26 protein-coding genes and 1 pseudogene are annotated in these 26,292 nt (G+C 28.1%); 18 read left to right on the top strand and 9 right to left on the bottom strand.

Going from position 1 to position 26,292, the window contains the following annotated elements; translation table 4 throughout:
* A pseudogene (locus T386_RS04580) lies at positions 1 to 247 on the top strand (hypothetical protein); the annotation flags it as partial.
* A 379-nt stretch (positions 248 to 626) separates the two neighbouring features.
* Here T386_RS04580 and T386_RS0101325 read toward each other — a convergent pair.
* From T386_RS0101325 to T386_RS0101300, 6 genes are all read right to left on the bottom strand, one after another.
* Positions 627 to 1,289 carry a ribulose-phosphate 3-epimerase gene (locus tag T386_RS0101325; protein WP_029513380.1) on the bottom strand — a complete coding sequence of 221 codons (663 nt, stop codon included), beginning with the start codon at positions 1,287 to 1,289 and terminating at the stop codon, positions 627 to 629.
* On the bottom strand, positions 1,282 to 2,124 hold the full coding sequence (gene rsgA, locus T386_RS0101320) for a ribosome small subunit-dependent GTPase A (RefSeq protein ID WP_029513379.1): 843 nt from the start codon (positions 2,122 to 2,124) through the stop codon (positions 1,282 to 1,284). Before rsgA ends, T386_RS0101325 begins: the two co-directional genes overlap by 8 nt.
* A 12-nt stretch (positions 2,125 to 2,136) precedes the next feature.
* A complete protein-coding gene (locus T386_RS0101315) occupies positions 2,137 to 3,138 on the bottom strand; it encodes a serine/threonine protein kinase (protein ID WP_029513378.1) in 1,002 nt (333 codons plus the stop codon).
* 1 nt (position 3,139) lies between these two features.
* Positions 3,140 to 3,913, bottom strand: coding sequence for a PP2C family protein-serine/threonine phosphatase (locus T386_RS0101310; protein ID WP_029513377.1), 774 nt, complete (start codon positions 3,911 to 3,913; stop codon positions 3,140 to 3,142).
* Between the two features lie 2 nt (positions 3,914 to 3,915).
* Positions 3,916 to 4,506 carry a guanylate kinase gene (gene gmk, locus T386_RS0101305; protein ID WP_029513376.1) on the bottom strand — a complete coding sequence of 197 codons (591 nt, stop codon included), beginning with the start codon at positions 4,504 to 4,506 and terminating at the stop codon, positions 3,916 to 3,918.
* 75 nt (positions 4,507 to 4,581) lie between these two features.
* Positions 4,582 to 5,850 (bottom strand): hypothetical protein, encoded by a 1,269-nt coding sequence (locus tag T386_RS0101300; RefSeq protein WP_029513375.1) that lies wholly within the window; start codon positions 5,848 to 5,850, stop codon positions 4,582 to 4,584.
* Between the two features lie 140 nt (positions 5,851 to 5,990).
* Between T386_RS0101300 and secG the strand changes: the two genes are divergently transcribed.
* The 13 genes from secG (at position 5,991) to T386_RS0101235 (ending at position 16,225) form a co-directional block, all read left to right on the top strand.
* Positions 5,991 to 6,233 carry a preprotein translocase subunit SecG gene (gene secG / locus T386_RS0101295; protein WP_029513374.1) on the top strand — a complete coding sequence of 81 codons (243 nt, stop codon included), beginning with the start codon at positions 5,991 to 5,993 and terminating at the stop codon, positions 6,231 to 6,233.
* A gap of 2 nt (positions 6,234 to 6,235) precedes the next feature.
* A complete protein-coding gene (gene rnr / locus T386_RS0101290) occupies positions 6,236 to 8,425 on the top strand; it encodes a ribonuclease R (RefSeq protein ID WP_029513373.1) in 2,190 nt (729 codons plus the stop codon).
* Between the two features lie 11 nt (positions 8,426 to 8,436).
* The gene (locus T386_RS0101285; RefSeq protein WP_029513372.1) at positions 8,437 to 9,222 is read left to right on the top strand and encodes a tRNA1(Val) (adenine(37)-N6)-methyltransferase; all 786 of its coding nucleotides are present in this window, start codon (positions 8,437 to 8,439) and stop codon (positions 9,220 to 9,222) included.
* A 1-nt stretch (position 9,223) separates the two neighbouring features.
* Positions 9,224 to 10,774, top strand: a complete 1,551-nt coding sequence (gene metG, locus T386_RS0101280; protein WP_029513371.1) for a methionine--tRNA ligase — start codon at positions 9,224 to 9,226, stop codon at positions 10,772 to 10,774.
* A 31-nt stretch (positions 10,775 to 10,805) separates the two neighbouring features.
* Complete coding sequence (locus T386_RS0101275; protein WP_029513370.1) at positions 10,806 to 11,090, top strand: putative quinol monooxygenase; 285 nt, start codon at positions 10,806 to 10,808, stop codon at positions 11,088 to 11,090.
* Between the two features lie 32 nt (positions 11,091 to 11,122).
* The gene (locus T386_RS0101270; protein ID WP_029513369.1) at positions 11,123 to 11,356 is read left to right on the top strand and encodes a hypothetical protein; all 234 of its coding nucleotides are present in this window, start codon (positions 11,123 to 11,125) and stop codon (positions 11,354 to 11,356) included.
* Positions 11,357 to 11,403: 47 nt separating this feature from the next.
* Positions 11,404 to 11,613: a helix-turn-helix domain-containing protein gene (locus tag T386_RS0101265; RefSeq protein WP_084274155.1), complete on the top strand. Its 210-nt coding sequence runs from the start codon at positions 11,404 to 11,406 to the stop codon at positions 11,611 to 11,613.
* Positions 11,591 to 12,637 carry a DNA cytosine methyltransferase gene (locus tag T386_RS0101260; RefSeq protein ID WP_211246882.1) on the top strand — a complete coding sequence of 349 codons (1,047 nt, stop codon included), beginning with the start codon at positions 11,591 to 11,593 and terminating at the stop codon, positions 12,635 to 12,637. The genes T386_RS0101265 and T386_RS0101260 overlap by 23 nt, the downstream gene beginning before the upstream one ends.
* Before the next feature lie 13 nt (positions 12,638 to 12,650).
* A complete protein-coding gene (locus T386_RS0101255) occupies positions 12,651 to 13,607 on the top strand; it encodes a HaeIII family restriction endonuclease (protein WP_029513366.1) in 957 nt (318 codons plus the stop codon).
* Positions 13,608 to 13,727: 120 nt separating this feature from the next.
* On the top strand, positions 13,728 to 14,786 hold the full coding sequence (gene ftsY, locus T386_RS0101250) for a signal recognition particle-docking protein FtsY (RefSeq protein WP_029513365.1): 1,059 nt from the start codon (positions 13,728 to 13,730) through the stop codon (positions 14,784 to 14,786).
* Positions 14,779 to 15,021 carry a sigma factor-like helix-turn-helix DNA-binding protein gene (locus T386_RS0101245; RefSeq protein WP_029513364.1) on the top strand — a complete coding sequence of 81 codons (243 nt, stop codon included), beginning with the start codon at positions 14,779 to 14,781 and terminating at the stop codon, positions 15,019 to 15,021. Before ftsY ends, T386_RS0101245 begins: the two co-directional genes overlap by 8 nt.
* Before the next feature lie 199 nt (positions 15,022 to 15,220).
* The gene (rpmG, locus tag T386_RS0101240) at positions 15,221 to 15,373 is read left to right on the top strand and encodes a 50S ribosomal protein L33 (RefSeq protein WP_029513363.1); all 153 of its coding nucleotides are present in this window, start codon (positions 15,221 to 15,223) and stop codon (positions 15,371 to 15,373) included.
* Between the two features lie 159 nt (positions 15,374 to 15,532).
* Positions 15,533 to 16,225, top strand: coding sequence for a hypothetical protein (locus T386_RS0101235; protein WP_029513362.1), 693 nt, complete (start codon positions 15,533 to 15,535; stop codon positions 16,223 to 16,225).
* A 21-nt stretch (positions 16,226 to 16,246) separates the two neighbouring features.
* Here the strand turns inward: T386_RS0101235 and T386_RS0101230 are convergent, their stop codons facing one another.
* Together T386_RS0101230 and dnaE are read right to left on the bottom strand one after the other, a co-directional pair.
* The gene (locus tag T386_RS0101230; RefSeq protein WP_029513361.1) at positions 16,247 to 17,173 is read right to left on the bottom strand and encodes a 5'-3' exonuclease; all 927 of its coding nucleotides are present in this window, start codon (positions 17,171 to 17,173) and stop codon (positions 16,247 to 16,249) included.
* A 1-nt stretch (position 17,174) separates the two neighbouring features.
* Entirely contained in the window at positions 17,175 to 20,099 is a 2,925-nt protein-coding gene (gene dnaE, locus T386_RS0101225) for a DNA polymerase III subunit alpha (RefSeq protein ID WP_029513360.1), read from the bottom strand.
* A 228-nt stretch (positions 20,100 to 20,327) separates the two neighbouring features.
* Here dnaE and mnmG point away from each other — a divergent pair, with 228 nt between their 5' ends.
* The 4 genes from mnmG to T386_RS0101205 all read left to right on the top strand — a co-directional run bounded on the left by mnmG (position 20,328) and on the right by T386_RS0101205 (position 25,687).
* Positions 20,328 to 22,154 carry a tRNA uridine-5-carboxymethylaminomethyl(34) synthesis enzyme MnmG gene (mnmG, locus tag T386_RS0101220; protein ID WP_156935924.1) on the top strand — a complete coding sequence of 609 codons (1,827 nt, stop codon included), beginning with the start codon at positions 20,328 to 20,330 and terminating at the stop codon, positions 22,152 to 22,154.
* Positions 22,154 to 22,606, top strand: coding sequence for a 23S rRNA (pseudouridine(1915)-N(3))-methyltransferase RlmH (locus T386_RS0101215; protein WP_029513358.1), 453 nt, complete (start codon positions 22,154 to 22,156; stop codon positions 22,604 to 22,606). Before mnmG ends, T386_RS0101215 begins: the two co-directional genes overlap by 1 nt.
* Positions 22,607 to 22,742: 136 nt before the next feature.
* Positions 22,743 to 24,554: an MATE family efflux transporter gene (locus T386_RS0101210; RefSeq protein ID WP_029513357.1), complete on the top strand. Its 1,812-nt coding sequence runs from the start codon at positions 22,743 to 22,745 to the stop codon at positions 24,552 to 24,554.
* Between the two features lie 134 nt (positions 24,555 to 24,688).
* On the top strand, positions 24,689 to 25,687 hold the full coding sequence (locus T386_RS0101205; protein WP_029513356.1) for an ABC transporter permease: 999 nt from the start codon (positions 24,689 to 24,691) through the stop codon (positions 25,685 to 25,687).
* On the opposite strand, the gene rsmD is transcribed toward T386_RS0101205, so the two are convergent.
* Positions 25,684 to 26,229 carry a 16S rRNA (guanine(966)-N(2))-methyltransferase RsmD gene (gene rsmD, locus T386_RS0101200; RefSeq protein WP_029513355.1) on the bottom strand — a complete coding sequence of 182 codons (546 nt, stop codon included), beginning with the start codon at positions 26,227 to 26,229 and terminating at the stop codon, positions 25,684 to 25,686. The genes T386_RS0101205 and rsmD overlap by 4 nt on opposite strands.
* Positions 26,230 to 26,292 lie beyond the last annotated feature (63 nt).

Raw genomic sequence — 26,292 nt, 5'->3', positions numbered from 1 at the left:
ACTTAATTTTATTGCCCTTGTTGTTCTCAAACTTACCTTATACAAATTAAATAAATTCTATGAAGATAATGGAGTAATTCAGAAATACACAAATGCTAGCTTAGTTGATCTACTTAATGCTTGCACAATCACATCTAAATTAAGAAATGGTCAAATTATAGAGCAATCATTTGCCCAAACATCTCCCGATGGAAATGTTAAAAGAGAGTTTGAAGAAATAAATAAAATACTAAAAAATTGTATGTAAAAAAACGAAAAAGCGAAAAAACATTAAAAATAACAGGGCTTTTTCGTTTTTTTCTTCAAAACTCAGAAACTCGGGAAATGATGAAGTGTGAGAAGCAATAGAGAGAAAATTTTAACAATACATATTTTTCGAGTTTCCCAGTTGAGAATTTAAAAATTCCATATAGACCTGATTTATAGCACTATATGGAATTTTTGGATTTTTAATTACAATGTAAAACTTTCTCTATTATTCTAAAATTTGAATAATTTTCAGCATTGCTACCACTATTTTCGTACCATTTTGCCATAGTATAATACATATTTTTTTGCTATAGCATAAATTCTAAGAATGGAATGTATCCAATAAAAAAATTAAGCCTTTTTAGCTTAATTTTTTATTATTTAATGCCTAAAATTGAATTAATTCTTTCTTTTGTTGGACATGAAACCATAAATGTTCCAGCAACACAAGCATCAGCACCTGCTTTGAATGATAAAGGTCCAGTAATATTATTAATACCTCCATCAACTTGAATTAAATAATCATATTGATTTTGAATTCTTAGTTGTTTTAGCTTACGGATCTTATCAAGGGCTGAATCAATAAATTTTTGACCGCCCTTTCCTGGTTCTACTGACATAACTAACACAAGCTGTATATATGGCAGTAATTCAGTAATTTCTTCAACTTGTGTTTCTGGTTTAATTGCTATACCAATTCTGTAATCGTGAGTTTTAGTTTTTACAAATTTTAATAATTCTTTTGGTTTAACTGCTTCATAATGAATTGTGACAATATCAACATAATCTTTAAACTCATCTATAAGTTTTAAAGGATCATTAACCATTAAATGAGCGTCTTTAAAATGCTTTAAGCCTTTTTCATTAATAGTTTTAATTTCATCTAATTCAATGGCATAATTTGGCACAAATTGACCATCCATAACATCATAATGTATTCATTTAATTCCTTGATTAATAAGCTTATTAGCCATTTCTAATCTATTGGCTTTGTCAACATTTAATAACGATGGAGTGACATATTTACTATTCTTATTCATTTTTAACCTCTTGCATTAATTTTAAATAATTTTTATATCTAAATTCAGGAACAATTTTATTTTTGTATGCTATTTTAACATTACATAACTCTTCTGGTTCATTTAGGTGCAAACATGATTTAAACTTACAATATTTTCCAAGTTCACGAAATTGTTTAAATGAATTAGCTAATTCAGTTTGTGTTAGATTAATATCTAAACTTGAAAAACCGGGTGTGTCAATAATTTGTCCATTTTCAAAAACATCAATTATAGAAACTATTCTTGTAGTATGTTTTCCTCTATTTGCAAATTTAGAAATCTCCTGTGTTTTAAAATTATTGTCTGATATTTTATTTATAATAGTAGTTTTTCCAACACCGCTTTGTCCCATTAAAACATTAGTTTTATTAACAAAAAGATGTTTTATATTTTTTACTCATTCATCTGTTTTATAGTTAATTTCATAAACTTGATATCCTAATTTTTCATATTCATTTTTATACATATTATCAGCTGATAAATCTGTTTTTGTAATAAATAAAATTGGCTCTATATTATATGCTTCTATATATGACATATATTTATCCACTAAGAAACTTTGAAAAGTAGGTTCTTTAAGCGACATGACTATAATAATATAATCAATATTAGCGACCGCTGGTCGCACAAAATTATTTTTTCTAGGCAGGATTTTTGTTAAATATTTATCCTCATCAAACTCGACATAATCGCCAACTAACGGTTTGATATTCTGATGCCTAAGAACACCTAATGCTGGTAAATTATGACTAAGGTTATTTTCGTCTTTAATAGTATATATGCCTGCATTAATTGAATAGATTTTACCTTTCAATAGATCCCCTTTTTATTTAGTTAATAAAACTATAATTGCTATTAGAACAGCCAAAACACATGCCCCAAAAATAGTTAGCATAGCAATTAAAAAGCCTTTACTATTAACTATTTCAGTAGTAGTCTTTTTAGGCTTGATTTTTTTAGCATCTAATGCTTTTTCAAAAACTCTTTTTTCAGATAACGATGTTTTAAGATCTTCTGACATCTCTCAAGCTGTTGCATAACGTTGAGAAGGTTCTTTTGCTGTTGCTTTTATAATCACATTTTCCAAAGCCTGCGAGGTTTGAATTTTTTCAGTTAATTTAGGCATAGGTGCAGTTTTTTGCAATTTAATGGTTTCGTGAGCCACCTTACCAGCAATAGGATATTCACCTGTTAGCATCTCGTAAAGCAAAATTCCAAGTGCATAAATATCTGTTTTTGGCGTAGGTTGATTGTGTGCTCTACATAACTCAGGAGCCATATAATAAACCGAACCAACAACTTTTTGCTCTTGCGTATATCTTTGACTATTAGGATCAAGCGAGAGCCCAAAATCAAGGATTTTAATGTCATTAGATGATGTTACGATAATATTATTGCTTTTAATGTCACGGTGAATGATATTATTTGAGTGCAATTCTTGAATAGCAGTACAAATTTGACTCATATAATTAATTGCTTTTGTAGGCACTATTACACCGTTTCTTTTAATCATTTCTCTAAGGTTTTTGCCTTCAACGTACTCCATAACTAAAAATTGCTCATCATTAGCAATATATGAATCAACATAGCGAGGGAAATGACTTGATTTAACCTTTTCTAAAATAGAAGCTTCTTGCCTGAAACGCTTAATAGTGTTTTCTCTGTCAGCATCAGATTTAATGACAAAATATTTTAAGGCGAAAATTTCTTTAATAGCAGATGCTGATCTTAATAATTCAACCTTATAAACTTCGCTAAAACCACCTTCGCCAATTTTTTGTAAAACTTTATATTTTTTAAAAATTCTGCTATCTGCTCTAATTGACATATTAAGACCTCCATTTAGGTGGATTGTCTAAAATGATCATTCCACACGTTGCATTATCTGTTGAATTGTTTTTTAGTGCAAAGTCAATAATTTCACGAGTTAGTGTTTCAGCGTCTTTATTTTGTCTTGCTATATTTTCAAATATCGGCTTAGGAACAAAATCATGGGCACCATCACTAGTTGAGATTAGGCTATAAATACGATCATAATCATTGCTGCCTATCGTTAAAATTTCAAGTTTAGTTCTCTTATCTGGACCTAGTGCTGATGTTAATGAAGCTTGATTTCAATATTTTTTTGCTTCAATTTCTGGTACGCCTTCAGAAATAAGCTGGTTTAAATAATTATGGTCAACAGTTACTTGTGTTAATTCACCACTAGTTGATAGCACAAAAGTTCGTGAATCACCAATATTAAAAATCAAGACATATTTCTTTTTAGTATTGATTAAAGCACCAGTTACAGTAGTTCCCATATCTAGTTTAGCTTCATCGCGGTCACTAATTTTAATCATTTCTTTTTTAGATACATTAACAGTATTTTTAATTCAAGTTACAAATGGCTCTATAGAGCTAGAATCTAATGCAGGAAAGTTTTGTTTAAATTCCTTTTCAAATATACTAATGGTTGTGCTTGAAGCAATTCCACCACCATAGTGACCTCCCATTCCATCACACAAAAGCAATAATGAAAAATCACTATTAGTGAGAATAGCAACAGCGTCTTGGTTTTCTAATCTTCTTGTTCCAATATCAGATGTTCTTCCATATTTCATAATTAATTAATTTCTTTCTTAATAATATTTGTGATTTCATTTGCTGCTTCAAGAGCATCATTATTTGTAATAATATGTTCAAATAAATTAGCGTCTTTCATTTCATCAATTGCTTTTTGCATCCTTTTTTCAACTGAATCAGCGTTTTCAGTGTTGCGATTTAGTATTCTATTTTTTAGTTCTTCAATATTAGGTGGCATAATAAAAAATGTAAGAACTTTATATTTTTTGTGCACATCAGCATTATTTAAAATTTGTTTTGCCCCAAATGTTTCAATTTCTAAAAAAGGAATCCTATTAGCATTATGTATGCGGTCTATTTCATCATATAAAGTGCCATAAAAATTATCAAAGTGAAAGCTATATTCTAAAAACTCATGATTATTAATTTTTTGTTTAAAGCATTCCTTAGAAATGAAAAAATAATGAATTCCATCAATTTCATTAACTCTTGGTTGTCTAGTAGTTGCTGAACACGAAAGTGTTAACCTTAATTCAGGATTAGCAAATAGATATTTTTCAATTGTACCTTTGCCTACTCCGCTAGGCCCTGTGAATATGATGATCACGTTTTTTCTTGATTTGATAGTCATAATAAATATTATTATAATTATTTTTATAATAAGACTAAATATAATTTACTTTAAACAATAAAAAATGTTAGTAATTTAATTAAATACTAACATTTCTGTATATTGTGGATTTATATCGAATTTATTTTGACCTAGATAATATCCAAATGAAACAAATAAAGGAGCTATTAATTCATAAAAATTACTTTTTAAACTTGCTGCATATTTGCTAATTGGATAAAAATTATCAAGTATAAATCATAGCGGTAATTCATTAGATAAGTCAATTTTTTCAGGCAATTGTAATTTAAGTTTGTTATTAAAATCTAATTGTTTTAAAGGTTTATGGAAAGGATCATTGTTAATATTTTTAAGTTCATAAAAGCCAACAATTTTGTTATCTAAATAAGAAACAATAGCTTCATTTACATTAATTTTTTGCATGAAATTATTATTATCATTAAGCGACTTAAGTGATTTTAACATTGGTTCTTTTTGCAATGTATTTTCTGCAAGTGGTTTAAAAATATTATTTAAATCTTGGTTGTCAAGTTTCATTTCTTTTAGCTTTGTGTTGTTTAAAAAATATGGTGTTTTAAAAATACTAAAATTATTACTTAATAAACCAAATTTAGAGTTATCTAAATGAATTTCAAAAAGTGCGATATATTTTTCTTTTTTGTCTGTTTTATTGGTCAATTTAGCATTTTGAACTAAAACCTTTGCTCCATAAAAATCATATTCAATACTATTTGGATCAACTTCATAATCATAGTCATCATAGTCCTTGTTTTCTTTAATTAATGATGCCCATGATAATGATGAACTTAAACCATTTATTTTCAAGTTTTCTTCTGAATCAAAAGCTAAATTTGTAATGTTTAATAGACTTACATCTTTAGTTAAAGGTTGTCTAAAATATTCAATTTTATCTTTTGTATATCTAATATATTTTTTAACGTAAGGGAAGGTTAAACCAGCAACTGTTCCTAGACAAATTAATGATAATGAAGTGAGGATGCCTACTAATATATCATTCACGTAAGCATTAATTGCTAAAGCAAAAACAATAATAACAAACGAAAGTGATAATATCAAAAGCGAAATAATTCAAGGCAGAAATGTTAAGCGATTTTTTCTGATATATTCATTAGCCAGCCTGATTTTGTTTTTTTCTAAATTATTTTCAATGTAATTATTTAAATTAATTGCTGAATCTAACTGACTATTTAAAGCAATAGGATGATTTTCTGCCTTACTTTTAATACCGTTTAATTCCATTTTGTAAAAATTTTGGTTGAAATCAAAATTTTCATAAGTATTTATTACATAACTCATATTTATTTTATTTGATTCTTTTGCCATATTAACCTCATATCCTTTTTTTGAATTTTAACTATAAAATTATAAATTAAATTATATATAATAGAAAACACTATTTAATTATAAACTCTATGCAGTTATAAAATTTTATTAAGGCTTTAAAGCATTAAAAAGGAGGACTAATGGAAATAAAAGCAGTAATTACAATCATTTTAGCAATCGTATCTATTGGGATAATTGTTATTTCGCTTTTAATGGCTCCTGATTCAAATGCTTTTTCTGGTGCGCTTGTTGGTTCCGGGGACTTAGAATTATTTAAAACATCGAAAGAAAGGGGATTTAAAAAAGTTCTCAAATGATTAATGATATCTTCAGGTTTATTACTGATGGTACTTACAATTATTTGTTGAGCCTTAGTAAAATAATTATGATAAAAGAATCAGAAGTATTAAAAATAATCAAATCAAATCCTGAAATTAGTTTTATTAGTTTAGCTAAAAAACTAAAAATATCGCCCTTAAATAATAATCAACTTACCGATGTTTTAATTAGTTTAATTAAAAATTATTTAATTGTGAATAATCGCAAAAATTCAACATATACAGCCTTAGAAAAAATAAAATCAATTACTGGAAAAATTCATTTTGCTTCCGAAGGTAAATTTGGATTCATTGACATTGAACTTCCTGATGGAGAAAAAGATTCGTATTTTGTTCCTGGCGCGAATTTTGCTTCTTCTATGGATGGGGACTTAGTAAAAGCAGATATTTATACACCTGTTGATCCTGCAAACAATCGTTCTTTTGGTGTAGTGAAAGAAGTGGTTGAAAGAAATACTGATACACTTGTTGGCGTACTTAATAGTTCTGCTAACTTTATTGATTTTAAACCTATTGATAAGTTGTATAAACATGTAAGATTTAAAATAAGAAACTGTATTAAAGAAGCTAGGATTCTTGACGTTGTTGTTGCTAAAATAGTGAATTATGATAAGAAAAATAAAGAAATTGATATTATCAAAAAAATAACTAATATTAATGATCCTATGGCTTATGTTAAATCACTTGAAGTTGCAAGAAATGTTCCAGAAGATTTCTCAGCTGAGATTTATGAATACATGAAAACTAGTATACCTGATAACATAGAGAATGAGGATTTAAGTCAAAGAGAAGACTTTAGAAATGAGTTAATAGTTACTATCGATGGTTCATATACCAAAGATTTCGATGATGCTATTCATGTTAAAAAAATTGACGAAAACACCTATGAATTAGGTGTTCATATTGCTGATGTTGCTTATTATGTTAAGGAAGGTTCACCGCTTGATAATGAAGCTTTAAAAAGAGGAACAAGTATTTATTTGCTTAATGATGTTGTTCCAATGTTACCATTTAAATTATCAAATGGCATTTGTTCACTTAATCCTAACGAGGAAAAATTAACATTGAGTTGTATAACAATAATTAACAGAAACGGAGAAAGTATAAAAACCAGAATTGTTCCATCTGTTATAAAATCTAAATTTAGATTAACATATGATGGTGTTAATGAATTTTATAATTCCAACAAAAAATTTGAATCGAAAGAATTAAATGAAATGTTAACGAATGCTTACGAGCTTTCTCAAATTATAAGAGAATATAAAAACAAACAAGGCTATATTGACTTTGAAGTTCAAGAACCTTATGTTGAACTTGATAAAACAGGCAAAGTGATAGATATTAAAGTTGAACAAAGTGGCAAATCTGAAAGAATGATAGAAGACTTTATGGTGAGAGCAAACGAAGAAGTTGCTAAATTTATCACACAAGCTAAATTACCTATGATGTATCGTGTTCATGAAATTCCTAGTAATGAAAAAATTGATTACTTTTTAGATGTTTTACAGGCGTTAAATATTCAAGTAAACCTTGATAGAAGAAACATCACTCCATTAACTTTTCAAAAAGCTGTCGCACAAATTAATGAGCAACGAGACGATGATTTTCTTAAAATGTTATATTTAAAAACGATGCAAAAAGCAGTATATTCGCCTGATAATATTGGTCACTTTGGACTAGCTAGTGAATGTTACTGTCATTTTACAAGTCCTATAAGAAGGTACCCAGATATTGTTGTTCATAGAATTTTATGAGAATTTGTGTTTAAAAATAACAAGCAAAAAATTCAAGACTTCAATAATAGTCTTGAAAAAATAGCAATCATGAATTCAGCGGCAGAGCAAAATGCTGTGCAAATTGAAAGAGATGTTAATGATTTAAAATTTGCTGAATATTATAAGAATAAAATCCATTCAGAATTAGAAGGAAAAATATTTAGTATTACAAAATTTGGTATGTTTATTCAATTTGAAAATAAAACAGATGCTATGGTTCATTTAAGCAACATAGGTGACGGTGACTTTGAGCCCAACATTCAAATGACAGAATTATATTCAAAGTCAAATTCTAAAAACAGATATTATCTTGGTCAAACTGTGCGAGTGATCATTACAGAAGCGGATGAATCATCAGGAAAAGTTGATTGCGTTCTAGTATCTGATTACAAAAATTATTTAAAAAAACAAGCAAAGAAATATGAAAGCAAAATATTAAAAAATAAACAAAAAAGGCTGTAAAACTGTGAAATATGTCAAATGTAAAAGATAAATTAGTTAAGAATTCACTTGGCTTCGATAGCAACTTATACATAGTACAAAATAAGCAAATGTTTAATTATTCTGTTGATACTATACTTCTTGGAAATTTTGTTTTTTTAAATAATAAGATTAAAAATATGCTTGAAATAGGGACTAATAATGGCGCATTAAGTGTCTTTATTTCTGAAAGAAGCAAACAATTAAAAATAGACGCCATTGAAATTCAAAAAAAGGCAGTGCAATTAGCCAGAGATAATATTAATTTAAACAATAAACAAAATCAAATTAATATCATCGAGGCTGATTTTAATGATTTTTATCAAAGTCATATAAAAGCAGTTAAACCAAAATATGATTCAATAGTTTGTAACCCACCTTTTTATATTTATGATAAAACTAAGGTTAGCAAAACAATATCACAAGAATTGCTAATTGCAACCCATGAAGTAAAATTAAATCTTGAACAAATAATTGCTGGCTCATCAAAAATAATAGAGCAAAAAGGATATTTATCATTAGTATTGCCAGTCGAGAGACTTGTTGATTGTTTTTGTTTAATGAGACAATACAAATTTGAACCAAAAAGAGTGCAATTTATTATTCCAAGAGTTTATAATAAACCTAAATTAGTTTTGATTGAAGGTAGATATCAAGCCGGATGAGGTGTTCATTTTATGCCTAATCTATATTTACATAATGCAAGCGATAAAAAAAATCATGAGTATTTGCCTGAAATTAAGGAACTCTATAAACCAATTAAAATAAAAGAGGCTTAACATGCAAAAGAAAACTTTTTATATCACAACACCTATTTTTTATACTTCTGGTCCATTACATATCGGACATCTTTACTGTACGACAATTGCTTGGTGTATAGCAAATTACAAAAGATTGCTTGGCTATGATGTTAAATTTTTAACAGGAAGTGATGAGCATGGTTCAAAAATTGAACAAAAAGCCAGAACTGCTAACAAAAACACACAAGATTATGTAGATGAATTAGTTGCCTCATATAAACAAATGTGAAAAAAGTGAGATATTGATTATGATTATTTTAGTCGAACAACTAATCCTTATCATATGAAGACTGTTCAGTCGGTTTTTAGTTATTTCTTAAAACATGGTTTGATCTATAAAGGCAAGTATGAAGGTTTATATTCAATAAATGATGAGGAGTTTTTGACAAAAACTCAAGCTGTTGAAAAAAATGGTGAATATTTTCATCCTGTAAGCGGTCATAAATTAATTAATATGAGTGAAGAAAGTTACTTTTTCAAAGTTAGTAAGTTTCAACAATGGTGAATGGATGAAGTTAAAAAAAATCCAGATTGGTTAGTACCACAAAAAATGACCAATGAAATGATTACAAATTTTATGGCTGATGGTTTGGAAGATTTATCCGTAACTAGAACAAATATAAAATGGGGCATTCCAACAATTGAAGCTCCAGAACACATTTTATATGTTTGGTTAGATGCCTTATTTAATTATGTGACAGCTCTTGGTTTCGATCTAAAAAAACCAAGTGATGATTATTTAAAATATTGAGCTAATGGTAATGAAATAGTGCACCTTGTTGGTAAGGAAATTTCAAGATTTCATTTTATTTATTGAACTATTTTTACAAAAGCACTTGGAATTAGAATACCAGACAAAATTTTTGCTCACGGACTTTTAAGGGATGGCAAAGGAAGAAAAATGTCTAAATCATTAAATAATGTGATTGAACCTGATTATCTTCTAAATAAATATCATAATGAGATGATTAAATATTATTTTGCTTCGCAAGTTGTCTTAGGAGAAGATAGTAACTTTAGTGAAGAAAAATTGATAGATGTTGTTAATGCAGATTTAATTAACAACTATGGTAATCTTGTATCGCGAACCCTTAAAATGATTAATAATTCTTTCCCAAATGGACTGTTTTATAAGGAAAATAATAAAAAAGAACATTTAGAAATTGAAAACAAAATTTTAACTTTTCCTAAGTTGTTTATTGAATTTATGGATAAGTATAAATTAGACAAAGCTTTTGAATTATCAATTAATTTATCAAATGATTTGAATAAATATATTGATGAATTAAAACCATGACTTTTAACAAACGAAGCAGACAAAGATGAATTAGAAGCTATTTTAATCAGATTATTAAACGGCATTTATGCAGTTTCATGTAGTTTACAAATCGTGATGCCAAACAAAATGAAGGAAGTTGCCAGAGCTTTAAATATTAGTGGTTTTGAATTTAAAGAAATTAAAAACTTGTTAAAATTTAATAATTTAAAAGTATCTGAAAAATTCATTTTATACAATAGAATTAAGAAATAAACATAATAATAGATAATCGAAAGGTATAGATATGATACATATAGTTTATAAAGAAATTATTATTAAAGCTGAAACAAAAGATAAGTTGATATATTTACTTAAGCCTTGAATCGACATTGCTAAGAAAAATGAACTCAATTTATCATTTGATGTTTGCTGAAAAAATGAAAATACACTTATTATTGTTCAAAGATGGAGCAATCAAGCTGCTTATAATAATTTTATGAAAAGTGAAGAAGCTAAGAAAATGATTAATAATATTGAAGCATACATTGATTACACTGCCAAAGTTGAACGATTAAATACAATATGTTAGTATCTATTACTAATTAAGAATATGATAAATAAATGTTTTTAATAGAAGATTATGATTTAGTGGTTGAAGCATTAATTCAGCAATTAAAAAATCAAAAAATATCTTTATCTGATAATAATGATGATGGAAGAGTCAATTCAATTTTAAATGAAGAAAATATTATTAATGTGGCGCTAAAAAGTTACAAAAATATTCCAATTTTTAAAAAAATGAATTTAATATTAGAAAAACAACCTGAGCCAAGATATACTAAGACAAAAAATTAGACTCGAAATTGTAGAATTTTGAATTTTTTTATCCTAATTTAGAAAACATGAATTTAGCAATATTTATCGTGTGCTTAATGAAGGTGTATTTTACTTTGGGAATTTACAAAAAAGCAAAAGTGAGTAAGAATACATTCTATAAAATTAAAAATGGTGATAATGTCACAACTAATGTGTTTCTAAGAATCTGTATTGTATTGGAATGTGATATTTCAGAGATTGTGGAATGCGTTAATGATTCTTCGGAGGGAATATAAAATGAATTTAATTAGTTTGTTTTCAGGAGCAGGAGGATTAGACTTAGGTTTTGAAAAAGCAGGGTTTAATGTGGTAGCTGCTAATGAATACGATAAAACAATTTGGGAAACATATGAAAAAAATCATAATACAAAACTTATTAAAGGAGATATTTGTGGTATTCCCTCAGAGATGTTTCCTGAATGTGATGGTATTATAGGAGGTCCGCCATGTCAGTCTTGGAGTGTGGCAGGGGCATTAAAGGGAATTGATGATCCAAGAGGGCAATTATTTTATCAGTACATACGCATTTTGAAAGATAAAAAACCGAAATTCTTCTTAGCTGAAAATGTTAAGGGAATGATGGCTAAAAGGCATAATAGTGCTGTTGAAAATATTGTTTCTCAATTTGAGGAAGCGGGTTACGATGTTTTCATTCATTTGCTAAATGCTAGTGATTATGGTGTTCCACAGGATAGAAAAAGAGTTTTCTATGTTGGGTTTAGAAAGGATTTAAACATCAAATTTGAATCTCCTAAACCATACGAGTCAAAGTTGACTTTTAAAGATGCGATATTTGATTTAAAAGATTCGGCAATTCCAGCATTAGAAAAAAATAAGACAAATGGTGACAACTGTAAATTTTTAAATCATGAATACTTTATTGGAGCCTATTCGCCAATATTTATGAGTAGAAATAGAGTTAGACAATGGGATGAACAGGCATTTACGGTTCAAGCATCTGGTAGACAGTGTCAACTACATCCACAAGCACCAGTTATGCCTAAAGTAGAAAAAAATAAAAATATATTTGAACCCGGTAAGGAAGTACTATATAGAAGATTAACTGTTAGAGAGTGTGCTAGAATACAAGGATTCCCAGACAATTTTAAATTTTATTATACGAACTTGAATGATGCATATAAAATGATCGGTAATGCTGTTCCTGTGAACTTAGCATATGTTATGGCTAAGTCCATTTTAGAAGCTTTACATAATTCTAGTTTGAATTTGAGTCTCCTAAAAACAAACACAGATAATTAGGTGAAAGGAATCTATGAGTGAAAAAAGTAATAATCAAGGAAGAGCATATGAGTTTTCATATTTAACTATATTGTTTGAAGAAATATCAAAAGTTCGTCCGGTAAAGATAGAAAAAAACAGTAGTTTTTGTGCTGCAGAACGTGCATGAAATACTTTAACTGATTCTGAAAAAGCTATATACAAAATTAGTGCATTAGCTGGGGTAAATACTATATTTGAACTTGAACCTTTGATTTTAGATGATGGATTAGATGAACTGAAATTGCAAATTCAATCAGATGACAAGGGCAAAGAAGGTGATGTAAGAGATATACTGATTATTAGACGAGGTATTGAGTGGGAAATTGGCCTTAGTGTAAAACACAACCATTTTGCTGTAAAACATAGTAGATTATCTAAGTATTTGGATTTTGGAAAAAAGTGGTATGGAATAAATTGCTCTGAACAATATTGAAAAGATATTAAACCAATATTTGAATATCTTGATTCTGAAAAACAAAAGGGTTCTAAGTGGAGTGAATTACTTAACAAAGAAGACGATGTATATGTTCCTTTATTAAATGCATTTAAAAGGGAACTGGAGAGACAAAATGACTTGTTTGGTAAAGATATTCCTAGATTAATGGTTGAGTATTTACTTGGAGAATTTGATTTTTATAAAGTAATTGGGATTGATAATAAAAAAACAACTCAAATTCAAAGCTACAATTTGAGAGGAACATTGAACAGGCAGGGCAAAAAGCGTAAAAGAAGCGTTGAATTGCCAATATCAACACTTCCAACAAGGATTGTTAGTTTGGAATATAAACCAGACAGCAAGAATACATTGGAACTATACCTTGATGGTGGTTGGCAATTTAGTTTCAGAATTCATAATGCTTCGACTAAGGTTGAATCAAGTTTGAAGTTTGATATACAAATTATAGGTATGCCTGCAACAATTATAACGATAGATTGTAGATGGAAATAGAAAAGATTCATATATTTATAACTATATCTTTAAATATCTAAATGTCATTTTTAAATTTACAGAATTAATAATACAAAAGTCTTTTTGCTATATTAAAATATTTTTGTTTAAAATTGAATTATGGGATTTTTTAGTTATTTAAAAGAAAAACTCTTCGGCAGAAAAAAATCTAAAGAGGAAAAAGTTGCACAAAAAGAAGCTGAACTAGCACAAAAAGAAGAGCAAGAACTTCTTAAAAGCGAGAAGTTGCAAAAATATCAAACAGGTTTAAGCAAATCAAGTTCGTTAGGTTCTAAGTTATTAGATTTACAAAATAAACACAAAAAAATTGACGATGAATATTTTGACGAACTCGAAGAAATATTAATTATGAGTGATATAAGTGCAAAACTTGTTTATGCAATTATTACTCACATTAAAAATGAAGTAAGACTTAGAGATCTAAGCGATCCAAAAGATATAGGAGAGTTGATTGCCGATCAATTATTTGTTATTTATACAAACAAAAGTATAGTTGATACAACATTGAATGTGCAAAATGACAGATTAAATATTTTTATTTTTATAGGCGTTAATGGCTCAGGCAAAACAACAAGTATTGCAAAAATTGCTCATAAATTTATTACACAAGGCAAAAAAGTATTAATAGCAGCTGCTGATACATTTAGAGCCGGCGCAGTTGATCAGCTAGCTGTTTGAGCTGATAGAGTTGGAGCACAAATTGTTAAGCCAGTAAAAGAAGGAGCCGATCCAGCAAGCGTTGTTTATAGTGCACTTGAAAAAGCAAAATCAGAAAATTATGACTTGCTTTTAATCGACACAGCTGGAAGATTACAAAACAAAGTGAATTTAATGAAAGAACTTGAAAAAATGTATAGTATCATTGCTAAATTTCAAGATGATGCTCCGCATGAGTGTTTACTAGTTCTTGATGCTACAACAGGCCAAAATGGAATTAGTCAAGCTAAAGCATTTAGCGAAGTTGCAAATGCGACTGGCATTATTCTCACGAAAATGGATGGAACATCAAAAGGTGGAATTGTTCTTTCAATTAAAGATGAGTTCGATTTAAATGTTAAATATATTGGACTTGGCGAAAAACTTGATGATTTACAAGAGTTTGATTTAGACAATTTTATTTATGAACTAACTAAGGATTTAATTTTGAAAAATGAATAAAAACGATATTAATGATATTGAAAATGTTGAACATCTTTGTCAGTTATTTGAAAAATTTAATGGTTTATTAACCCAAACTCAAAAACAAGCATTTAAATTATATTTTTATGAAAATCTTTCTTATTCTGAAATAGCAAAAATTTCCGCTACTACTAGATCAGCTGCATATGATAGCGTTCATAAAGCAATAGCAAGATTAAAAAACATTGAAGAAAATACAAGTTTATCTAATTAAACTGTTTTATAGTGAATATGAACTTTTGAACTACGTTATTAAATTAGTATTAAATGTCTTTATATCATGCCTAACTAGCCTGCACAACAAAAAACATTTTTTAAAACATAGTTTTATATTTTTACACTATAATAATAATCATAATTTATTATCATTATTAATTAGATAATTGTAGCCCGATCAAATAAATGGAGGTATTATGCCAAGAGATGGATTTACATTAGTTTGCACAGAATGCAAAATGGAAAATTACATTAGTAAAAAAAATAAGAAAAATACACCTGAAAAAGTTGAACTTAAAAAATACTGTGCTAAATGCAACGCAAGTAAAATACATAAAGAAAAGAAATAATAAGTTTTCGACTTTATTTATTTTCAAACATTAAAAATTACAATTTTGTAATTTTTTTATCGCATTTTACAGTTAAGAACAGTGACTATATATTATTTAAATAATAGTTTTAGTATAATTTAACAAGCTATCAAATAAGCTATCAAATAAGGAGAAGATATGAAATTTAAAAAAATATTACCATTAGTTGGCTCATTATCAGCTAGCACAATTATCCCATTCTGTGTTGTTTCATGTAAAAAAGAAACTAATAAATTTTATGATGAAAAATATGAAGAATATGTAAAACAAATAAAAAGTGCTTTTGCTAAAATTACTCAAGACAATATATACAAAGATGATGCTGAATTAAAAAACATTAACTCAGCTGTTGAAAAATTAGCAGATGCTAAAAGTCCAGCAGCAGTTAAAGAATTAGAAAAAGTTCACAAACAAATCATAGATTTCTTTATTAAAGAAGCAAAAAAAGATACAAATATTATTAAAACAAATGATGCTGATGTTATTGAAAAAGCTAAGGAAGCAGTTAAAAATTCAAATATTTTTCTTCAAGTTTATACTTCACCATCTAAAAAATATATAGGAAGATCGGCCTTTCAAGTTGCTACTCTTTCAGATGAATTTGCCAAACTTCTTAATGTATTAAATTATAAAAAAGTGATTGATATAGTAACAGTCTATGAAAACGAATTCAAGGGCGAGAAAGAAGAACATGCTCATGGAGCAAATGCCCAAGTCAAAGACGGTAAATATTCTATTATTTTCCAAATAGGAATTCCATTATTAAAAGCTGAAAAAATTGGTATTCCATTAGCAAGCGACGAAATAATTACTATTGAATTTGAGAAATAAAAAATTGCCTACGTGGCAATTTTATTTCGCGCTTTTTTTATCGTAAAAAGGGACAAAATAGCTAAAATAAGTATCATAAATATTAGTGAAATTATAATCTGATAGGATCTTTGCTGCATCAGCAGTGTTGAGTTTAATTAAAAAATCATCAATATTAGTATTCATATCGACATCACAATTCAAAATTGCTAGTTTTTTGCTAAAAAATGCTGATTCCTTATCATTGATTAAATATTCTTTTGTTTTTCCTTTAATTGATTCAATATTTTTATAAATCCCCTCAAGTGTGTTAAATTGATTTAATAAACTTGTTGCTTTTTTAGGACCAATTCCCTGAACACCTTTTAGGTTATCTGATGAATCTCCAGCCAAACCCTTATAATCTGGTATTTGACTAGGATTTATATCATAAGTGTCTTTAAAGTCTTCAATTGTATCCAATGAATAACTTTGATAATAATTATCATCTTTATTAACTTTAATAACGCTATTATTTTCATTAACTAATTGCAATAAATCCTTGTCTTTTGAAAAAATATAGTTTTTAAAACCACAATTTTTAGTAGCAACCGTTGCAATTAAATCATCTGCTTCATCACCAACTTTTTCATATCACTTGATATTCATTGCTGTTAAAATTTTTTTAATTAAATCAAACTGCTCAAAAATAATTACAGGTGCTTTTGTTCTGCCTGCCTTATATTCTTCATATTGTTCATGTCTTTTTGTTTTGCCTTTAGCATCAAAAGCTATAAACATATGGCTAGGCTGGAATTTTCTCATCAACTTAAACATGGTTTGCAAAAATACGTGTACTCCATTAGTTGTGACACCATTTGATGCTTTTAAAGTGCCTTCTGGTTTATATGGATTATAGGAAGCATAAAATGACTGGAACATCAAAAAATTTCCATCAATTAGTAACATTAAATTTTTTTTAGAAGCCATATTAGATTATTTCCTTCCATGAATTAAGTATCAGATTTTTACCTGTTGAATTAATCTCAATTTCAACCAAATATCCCTTTTTGATAGGCATTCTCGCCGACATTGATTTTTTGTTAGTAAAAAAAGCTTGTGTTGTTGAGGTGTCTCTTGTTTCAATTAATACATATTCTTTATCTTTAAAAAATTTAATATCAATGATTTCAACAACAGTTTTAAAAATACCTTTTTCTTTTGCTATTTGTGAAAGTCTTTTTGGATATTTTTTTTCATATTTTGCTGTTTTAAATGCATTATAAACTTCGCCTAATAATGTTTCTTCATTTTTAGACTCTTCATCAATATTTCACTCAATTTCAGAAGCTAAGTTTTCAATAGCATTTTTATAACCTTCAAAGTCTAAATTATTTTTAATTTGGCTATATGATGAAGTGTTTTTACTTAAAAGATTATATTCATCTTCGATAAATTCATTGATTGCTTTTATATAGTTTTGATGTCCAAAATTTCTAAACACACTTGCTTTAATTAATAAATCAAGTGAAGCATTTTTGATCCTAGCAAATCTAAGGCGTAATAAAATTTCAAAAATAGATAAGTTTTTATATGAACCATTTTCATTGATATCTTGAGCTATCTTTTTAATGCCTTCTGTGCCAAAACCTTTGATCATATTAAAAGGCAAATAAATGTCTCCGTCGCTAATGATTGCGCTATTATTAAATTGAACAATATTGGGTGAAAAAACACTAAAATTCATATTTCTGAGTTCATTCACATATAAAGCAATTTTCTTTTGATCTCCATAAGAATTAGAAATCAGCGCGCTGAAATAAACTTGCGGATATCTGGCTTTATAATAAGCCATTTTCATAGTTAAATAAGCATATGATACAGCATGAGATTTATTAAAACCATATTGAGCAAATTTTTCAATTTTATTATAAATTTGATTTAGAGTTTTTTCTGAATAACCCTGTTTTAAACCGCCATCATAAAAATTTTTGCGATATTTTCCTAGTTCAATTTCATTTTTCTTACTAATAGCTTTTCTTAACAAATCAGCTTGAGCAAACGACATACCAGCAACTGTTTGTGCTATTTTCATAATTTGTTCTTGATAAATAATAATGCCATATGTAGAAGCGACTATTTGATCATATTGTGGATGGATTTTTTCGATCAATTTTGGATTTTTTCTGTTCTTAGCATATTCAGGTATGTAGTCTTTTGGTCCAGGACGATATAAAGAAATAATAGCAAATAAGTCTTCAAATGATTCAATACCAACTTGTTTGATGGTTCTTTTCATGCCAGCTGATTCTAATTGAAATAAGCCTTCTGTATAACCTTTATTTAATAAGTTTATAGCCATTGGATCTTGCAACTCTTGTGGATTGTCGTCAACTAATTCATCAAATAGTTTTCTATTTGTAATTTTCGTTTCCATGTGCTTAATTTCAGTTAGCGTTTTAAGTCCCAATAAATCAATTTTTAAAAGCCCAAAATCTTCGACAAATTCCATAGGAACCTGAACTTGTAAAAATTTGTATGAATTTTCAAAAACTGGTACATAACTATCAAGATTACTCTTAGCAATAATTATTCCAGCGGCGTGAATGCCATATTGTCTAGGCAAACCTTGCATTTTTGAAGCATGCTTATATAGTGTTGGAAATTTGCTCATTTCTTTTTGGAAAAGTAAGTTGTTTTTATATTCTTCTTCCATTGATTCATAATTAGCAAATGAGTTAATAGATTTACTAATTCTATTAATATCAGCTAATGGTATTTCTAGGATTCTCCCTGCATCACGTATTGCTTGCTTTGTTCCCATTTTTTGAAATGTGGAAATAACCGCTGTTTTTTCTTTTGAATATTTATTTTGCAAATATGTAAATAATTCATCTCTTCTATCATCTTGAATATCAATATCAATATCAGGTCAGCTAATTTTTTCTATATTTAAAAATCTTTCAAAAAATAAACCGTATTTGAGTGGATTAATTTTTGTAATTCCAAGTAAGTAGCTAATTATTGATCCAGCAGCACTACCACGCCCTGGGCCAACTGAAATATTCTTACTTTTAGCATAATCAACTAAGTCAGCAATTATTAAAAAGTAGTTAATAAAACCTAATTTTTTGATAACTGAAGACTCGTATTTCACTCTTTCACTCACAATGGTTTGATAAGGTGATAACTCTTTTCTATGTTTTTGCAAACCCTCATTTATTTTTTTAATAAATAATTGTTCATTTTCATTTTCGCTGTTGCAAAATGAAGCTAAATGAAGTTCTTTTTTTGGAAAAACAACATTACATTCATCAATAATTTTATGAATTCGTTCAAGGAGTATGTTATCAATTTGATAGGTATCAAAATAGTTTAAAAAGTGCATAGATTTTTGATTATTGCCCAGCTCTTGAACTATGTTTAATGTATCATTATCTTCCATATTTATTAATTTATTTTCTTTAACAAAAATAGCATTTGGAATTGATGTGTCAGTAGAAACAACAAAATAATTATCTAAAGTGGACAATTCATTATTTTTTGTTTTAGCAAAAAGACCCTTGGTTGGGTGATCAATAATAAAAACATCATCTATTTTAATATCATCGATGCTTAATTCACCTTGTGACTTTTTAAGAATTAACGTGTTTATTTTTTTGAAACCATTTATGTTTTTAGCTAACAAAATAAATCGATAATCTTCAACATCTAAATCTACGCCAATAATAGGTTTAATGTCATATTTAGAACAACATTTTAAAAATTCACCCAAAGCGAACATATTATTATGGTCAGTTAATGCTACCGCTCTCCTATTGTGTTTTTTAGACAGCAAAACTAACTCTTCAACTTTTATAAGCGAATCTAAAAAAGAGTATTCAGTGGTGTTATATAAATCTTCAAATTTCAACATGTTTTTATTATAGTTAATTATTAAGTAATACACAATAAAGGCAAAAATATTTTTATTCTATTTATATTAATAATAACCTTTTAGCTTTTAGTAAATTAATCGTTTATGACGCTAATATAATTTTAATAATATTAAGTATCCATTTCTAAAAATATTAATTTTAAAAGTTTGTATCATTATCAAATCATAAGTCAAAACATTAAAATGTATTAAAATTGTCTTGCTATGATTAAAAATAAATATGAAGCAATAGTCGTGGGCGGCGGTCATGCCGGATTAGAAGTAGCCTTCGCTTTATCTCACAAAGGTCATAATACACTGTTAATATCATTTAATACTAAGAGACTTGGCATGATGCCATGCAATCCTTCAATCGGTGGACCAGCAAAAGGTATTATAACAAGAGAAATTGATGCTCTTGGCGGTATGCAAGGCTTATGAGCTGATTTAGCTATGATACAGCTTAAGATGCTTAATTTGTCAAAAGGTCCAGCAGTTAGAGCCTTGCGCGCTCAAATTGATAAAGAAAAGTATTCACAAATCATTTATGAATATGTTCTTAAACAACCCAATTTAGATTTACTTGAAGATTCAGCAGAAGAAATCGTAATTGACCAAGAAGGCAATTTTAAAGGGATAATCACAAAAGATAATGGCTTAATAGAAGCAAAAGTATGTGTAATAACAACTGGCACATATATGAATTCAAGGATCCTTAGAGGAGATGTAACTACTGTTAGTGGACCGGATAATGAAAAAACTACTTTAAATTTAAGTAAATCATTAGAGAAGTTAGGTTTTACTATTCAAAGATTAAAAACCGGTACACCTCCAAGAATTTATTCTGATTCAATCAATTATGATGAGGTTGAACAAGAAGTTCTCAGTGATATCAATTTATCTTTTTCATCACGATCGAATGTTAAAATGCCTAAACAGATTGCTTGTTATTTAACTTATACAACACCCGAAACACATGAAATAATTAGAAAAAATATTCATAAATCAGCTATGTACTCAGGCTTAATCAAAGGAATTGGGCCACGTTATTGTCCATCAGTAGAAGACAAAATTGTGAAGTTTCCGGATAAAGAAAGACATCAAATTTTCTTTGAACCTGAAACGGCAGATGGTTCTATAACTTATGTTAATGGCTTTTCTACATCGATGCCAGTAGAAGTACAAGAATTAATGATTAAATCTATTCCTGGACTTAAAAATGCAAGAGTTCAAAAATGAGCTTATTCCATTGAATATGATGCTATTGATCCATTACAACTTAAAAGCTCGCTTGAAACAAAAATAGTTCCCAATTTATTTACAGCAGGCCAAATTAATGGCACTAGTGGTTATGAAGAAGCAGCAGCACAAGGTTTAATCGCTGGCATTAATGCAGCCTTAAAATTAGAAAATCAACAACCAATTGTGATATTACGTAATCACGGCTATATTGGCGTATTAATTGATGATTTAGTGACAAAAGGCACAAAAGAACCTTACAGAATGCTAACATCAAGAGCTGAATATAGATTACTTTTAAGAAATGATAATGCAGACGAAAGATTGTGTGAATATGCCTATAAAACAGGTATGATAAGCGAAACTGATTATCAAAAAATTATCGATAAATATAAGCTTATTGATGAAGAAATTCAAAAATTACATAATGAACATTTATCAGGCAAAAGTTTACTTGCTCAAAAATATAATATAACAAATGGGTCTACATTATTGAATGTTTTATCACGACCAGATGTTGATCCGTTTGATGTCAGACCTAATTTTCCATATCTTGAAGAATTAACTATTATGGTTAGGTTATATGGCTACATAGAAAAACAAAAAAGCGATGCTAATAAAGTTGTGAGATTGGAAAATTATAAAATACCAGACGATATTAATTATAGTGATGTAAAAAATATTGCAATTGAAGCTAGACAAAAATTTGAAAAAATACGTCCTTCGACAATAGGGCAAGCAAGTAGAATTAGTGGTATTAACCCTGCTGATATTCAAATGTTAATGTTTCATTTAGAAACAAAAAGAAATAAATAATGACTAAAATAAAGATTATTGCTGTTGGCTCGCTCAGCCCTATATTTAATAAACTTTTTGAAGAATATCAAAAACAAGTTAATCGTTTTTGTGAACTATCAATTATAGAGATTAAAGAATTAAGCGATGAGAAAAATATTGAAAGCAAAAAAAGCAAGGAAACAAAATTGATTTTAGATAAAATCTCTTCTAATTCATTAGTTGTGCTTTTATCAATGCAAGGCAATCAGATTGAATCAGAAAAATTTGCAAATTTATTAAAAGAAAATCAAAATAAAAATTTAACTTTTATTATAGGTGGCTCTGATGGTGTTGATGAAAAACAATTTAATAAATGTTTAAAAATATCTTTTTCAAAAATGACTTTTCCGCACCAATTATTTAGAATTATGCTAATTGAGCAAATTTATAGAGGTTTTATGATATTGAATAACACTAAATATCATAAGTAGCATGCTTTTTTATGCTAAAAAGATAGATGCCAAAATATATTTTATTTTGGTGTTTTTTATTTTTTATGTTCCTTTATTTGATTTATAATAAAAACTTAATTATTAACTAATTAAGTACAAATAATAATTTAGAAAGGTGGCTAAAGTGGAAAAAACTAAACATGCAAATAAACAAGAACATGCCGAGAAATTATTTGGTCAAACAGCTGTTAAAAAAGCTATTTGAATAGTAGCTATTCCGGGTTTATTAACCGCTATGATGGTTGGTTTATATTCATTTATTGACCAAATATTTATATTGCAATTCGCACCAAAAAATAGAAATGTTTTTGGCAATGCTGATAGCGAAATTATTCAATTTATGAATATGGCATTGCATCTTAATGGTAAGGATGTAATGTTTAAGGAATATCAGACGATGCTTGATGCCTACAATAACCAGGCAGTGGCCATGAATATGCCTAAATTAGCAGCAATAACAGCTAATAGTGTGGTTTCTACGACATCAGCATCTTTTGGTTCATTAATTATCTTTTCCAATGCAATTGTGTTTTTAGTGCCTGTCGGTGCTTCCATCTATTACACTAAGTGCATTGGCAAAAAATTGGAAAAAACAGGAAAAGATTTATGAGCAACAATGTTTTGATGTACTGTTATACTTTCCTTAATAGCTACAATGATTTCATTTACTTTTGTATGATCAGGCTTAGTTAATCAGCTAGCTGGGAGAACTAAAATTAATGAAAATATTGCCCAAAGCGCTAATATAAACCCTGCTGAATTGCAAGATTTTTATGATGCTGCGCATAAATTAAGTGTTAAATGAGCTGAACAATATATTTATATTTATGCGGGCGGAACCATATTACAAGGTTTAACTTTATATTTATCATATTTTATTCGTTCAGAAGGCTATAACACTTATGTGATGATATGCGGTATTGCAGCTAATGTTATTAATATAGCTCTTGATGCTGTCTTTATTATTCCACTTAAAATGGGAGTTCTTGGTGGTGTAATTGCTACTATAATTGGATGATTATTTAATGTGGGAGCATATACAATTTATATAGCAATTAAAGAAAAGCAACAAAAATCGTGACTATCATTAAGTCATTTATTTAAATTTAAATTTAATAAAAAATTACTTGGCCCTATATTCTTGCTTGGACTTGGCGGCTTTTTAAGATCATTTGGAATTGGAATTTCTTTCGCTATAATGAATCTTATTATTGCTAAGTCGCATTTTGCTATGCCTGAGTATTTCCAATTTTACTGAGCAAAAGGGCAGCCGATTGTTTCACTATTTTTAAGTTCAATATTTGGTATTAATGATGGAGCTAGAAGCTTGTTCTCATATAATTACACTCTAAGAAAATTTGACCGTTGCAAACAAGTGTATTTATGAACGATGTTTATAGCTATATTATATTCAGTAACAGTTTATGTTTTTGTTGCTGCAACGGCAAACAATTTATGATTATGGGTTCTTAATGTTGAAGAAAGCATGGCAGTTGGAACTGCTACATTTATTAGAGTAACAACATTAAGAATACTTGCGGTTTCATTATCGATTAGTTCATTACTTGCTTTTCAAGGTGCTAATGACGTTGAAAAAACTATTTTCTCATCAGCATTTGAAAACTTCATTTCATTTGCAATAGTAATTCCTATTAGTTATGGTATTGCTTATGGAGTGTTTAAAAATACAGGCAATAAAGAAATATCAAATTGAATAATTTTTGGTTCTTTTGTATTTAACTGTTTATTATCATCATCCTTCTTGCTAGGTTTTTCGTGATGATTTGTGTTTAAGAAACTACCTAAGATTGATGCTACAAAAGTTAGTTGAAGTAGAAAAATAGAACATAGATTTTTTGAAGATGCTGAAGCACTTGAATGACCTGAAAAAGTTATAGAAAATCAAAGTGCTAAATTAACAAATTAAATTGTTTTATAGTCAAAAAATATAAAATAACTTGTGAAATGCTCAAGCATATATCAAGTTATTTTTATTTAAAAATATTAATAGTGCTAAAATTCTTTATATTAATAATATTTTATGATTAGGAGAATATAAATATGACAACATCAACTTCTAATATGGGGCAACAATACGACCAAATTCAAAAAGATCTTAATGTTAAATCAAAAGATATTTTTAAATCTATGATTAAAGAACGGAAAGAACCAATTGCTAAGAAAACATTTATGTTTTTTATAATTGCGATAGTCGCTTTCCTTATTGGAGTATTATTATTAGTACCATTAATTGTTATTTATAAAATAGATTTTTGGAAGGTTGCTGGTTCTACTGAGATGTCTTCTGTCGCTAGAATTCTTAGCTGAGTATTTTTTGCTCTCATAATAATTTTTACGCTGGTTGGTGCTTATGTTTTGTCGCTATTTTTTTCAAGTAGATTTAAAATGAGACAAGAAGCATACAAAAAAATAAATTTTGATGAAACCTTATCAACAATATTTAACTTCAATAATATAACATTAAAAAGTGCGCCAACCGATTCAAACGACATAAATATAGAATCATGTGAAAAGATTGTAGAAGGCTTATATAGGCCAGAAGATAAAATGGTGATTCAAAATTCATCAAAAGTGATAGTATTAACTGATAAAGATAACGGTAATGAATGAACTATTCAGGAAGCTAAAATCTTAAAAGATAATAAGATACAAGAAACAGCCCTTGTTTTTGAATGCATTCTCAAAGAAGATCAACACATTAGTTTATATGGAATGTACCAAAGTGAATCAAGCAAGGAAGCTATACAAAAATTAGGTTCTGAATTTGTTAAATTAGATGATGAACTTGATTTATATGCTACTAGTGATTTAGTAAATAAAGAAAAAATCAATGAACTAAAAGATTTTTCAAAAGAGTTTAGATTAATTCAAAACAAATTTGGATTTTTCTACAATGCTCAAAAACAAAGAATTTATATCTGACTAAATACTCAAAACGAGTTATTTAGCGTCAAAAATTCATCAGATGTTACTTCTACATTACTAAATCATGCGTGATTAATTACACAAATTATGCTTCATACATCAGCACTAATTTAGTTAATATGGCTAAGATAAATAATAAATGTCTTGCCATATTTTTTTGTTTTTTGAACCATTAAATTAGGGGGAATCGTAATTTTTGACGTCTCATTTGTTTCAATAATAATATAACCATACTTACTTAAAAAATTTCCACGTTCAATCAACGCTAAGCATTCGTTTAACAAATCAAATTTATTATATGGTGGGTCTATAAAAATGTAGTCAAACTCCATACCAACTTTATTAGTTAAAAAAGTAGCAGCATCAGTTTTAAATACATCTATGTTTGTTATTTGCAAACTTGCAATATTACTTTTTATAACATTAACTGCTTGTATACTGTTATCAATTATTATTGCCTTAGCTGCTCCATTGCTAATAGCTTCAATTCCCATTGAGCCTGAACCACCAAAAAGGTCTAAAACCACAGAGCCTTCTATATTGTTTCTAATAGATGAAAAAATGGCTTCTCTTACTTTATCCATTGTTGGTCTTATATCTTTTGACTTAGGTCAGTCAATTAATCTGTGACGAAATTTACCTGAAATTATTCTCATTTTAGTCCTTTGTTATGCATTCATATTTAAATTTAATCTTAAATAACACTTTTAATATTATAA

Source organism: Mycoplasmopsis primatum ATCC 25948 (genome assembly GCF_000702785.1).
Classification (GTDB): domain Bacteria; phylum Bacillota_I; class Bacilli_A; order Mycoplasmatales; family Metamycoplasmataceae; genus Mycoplasmopsis; species Mycoplasmopsis primatum.
The sequence above is the reverse complement of the archived record's forward strand: the minus strand, read 5'-3'. Positions and strand labels throughout refer to the sequence as shown.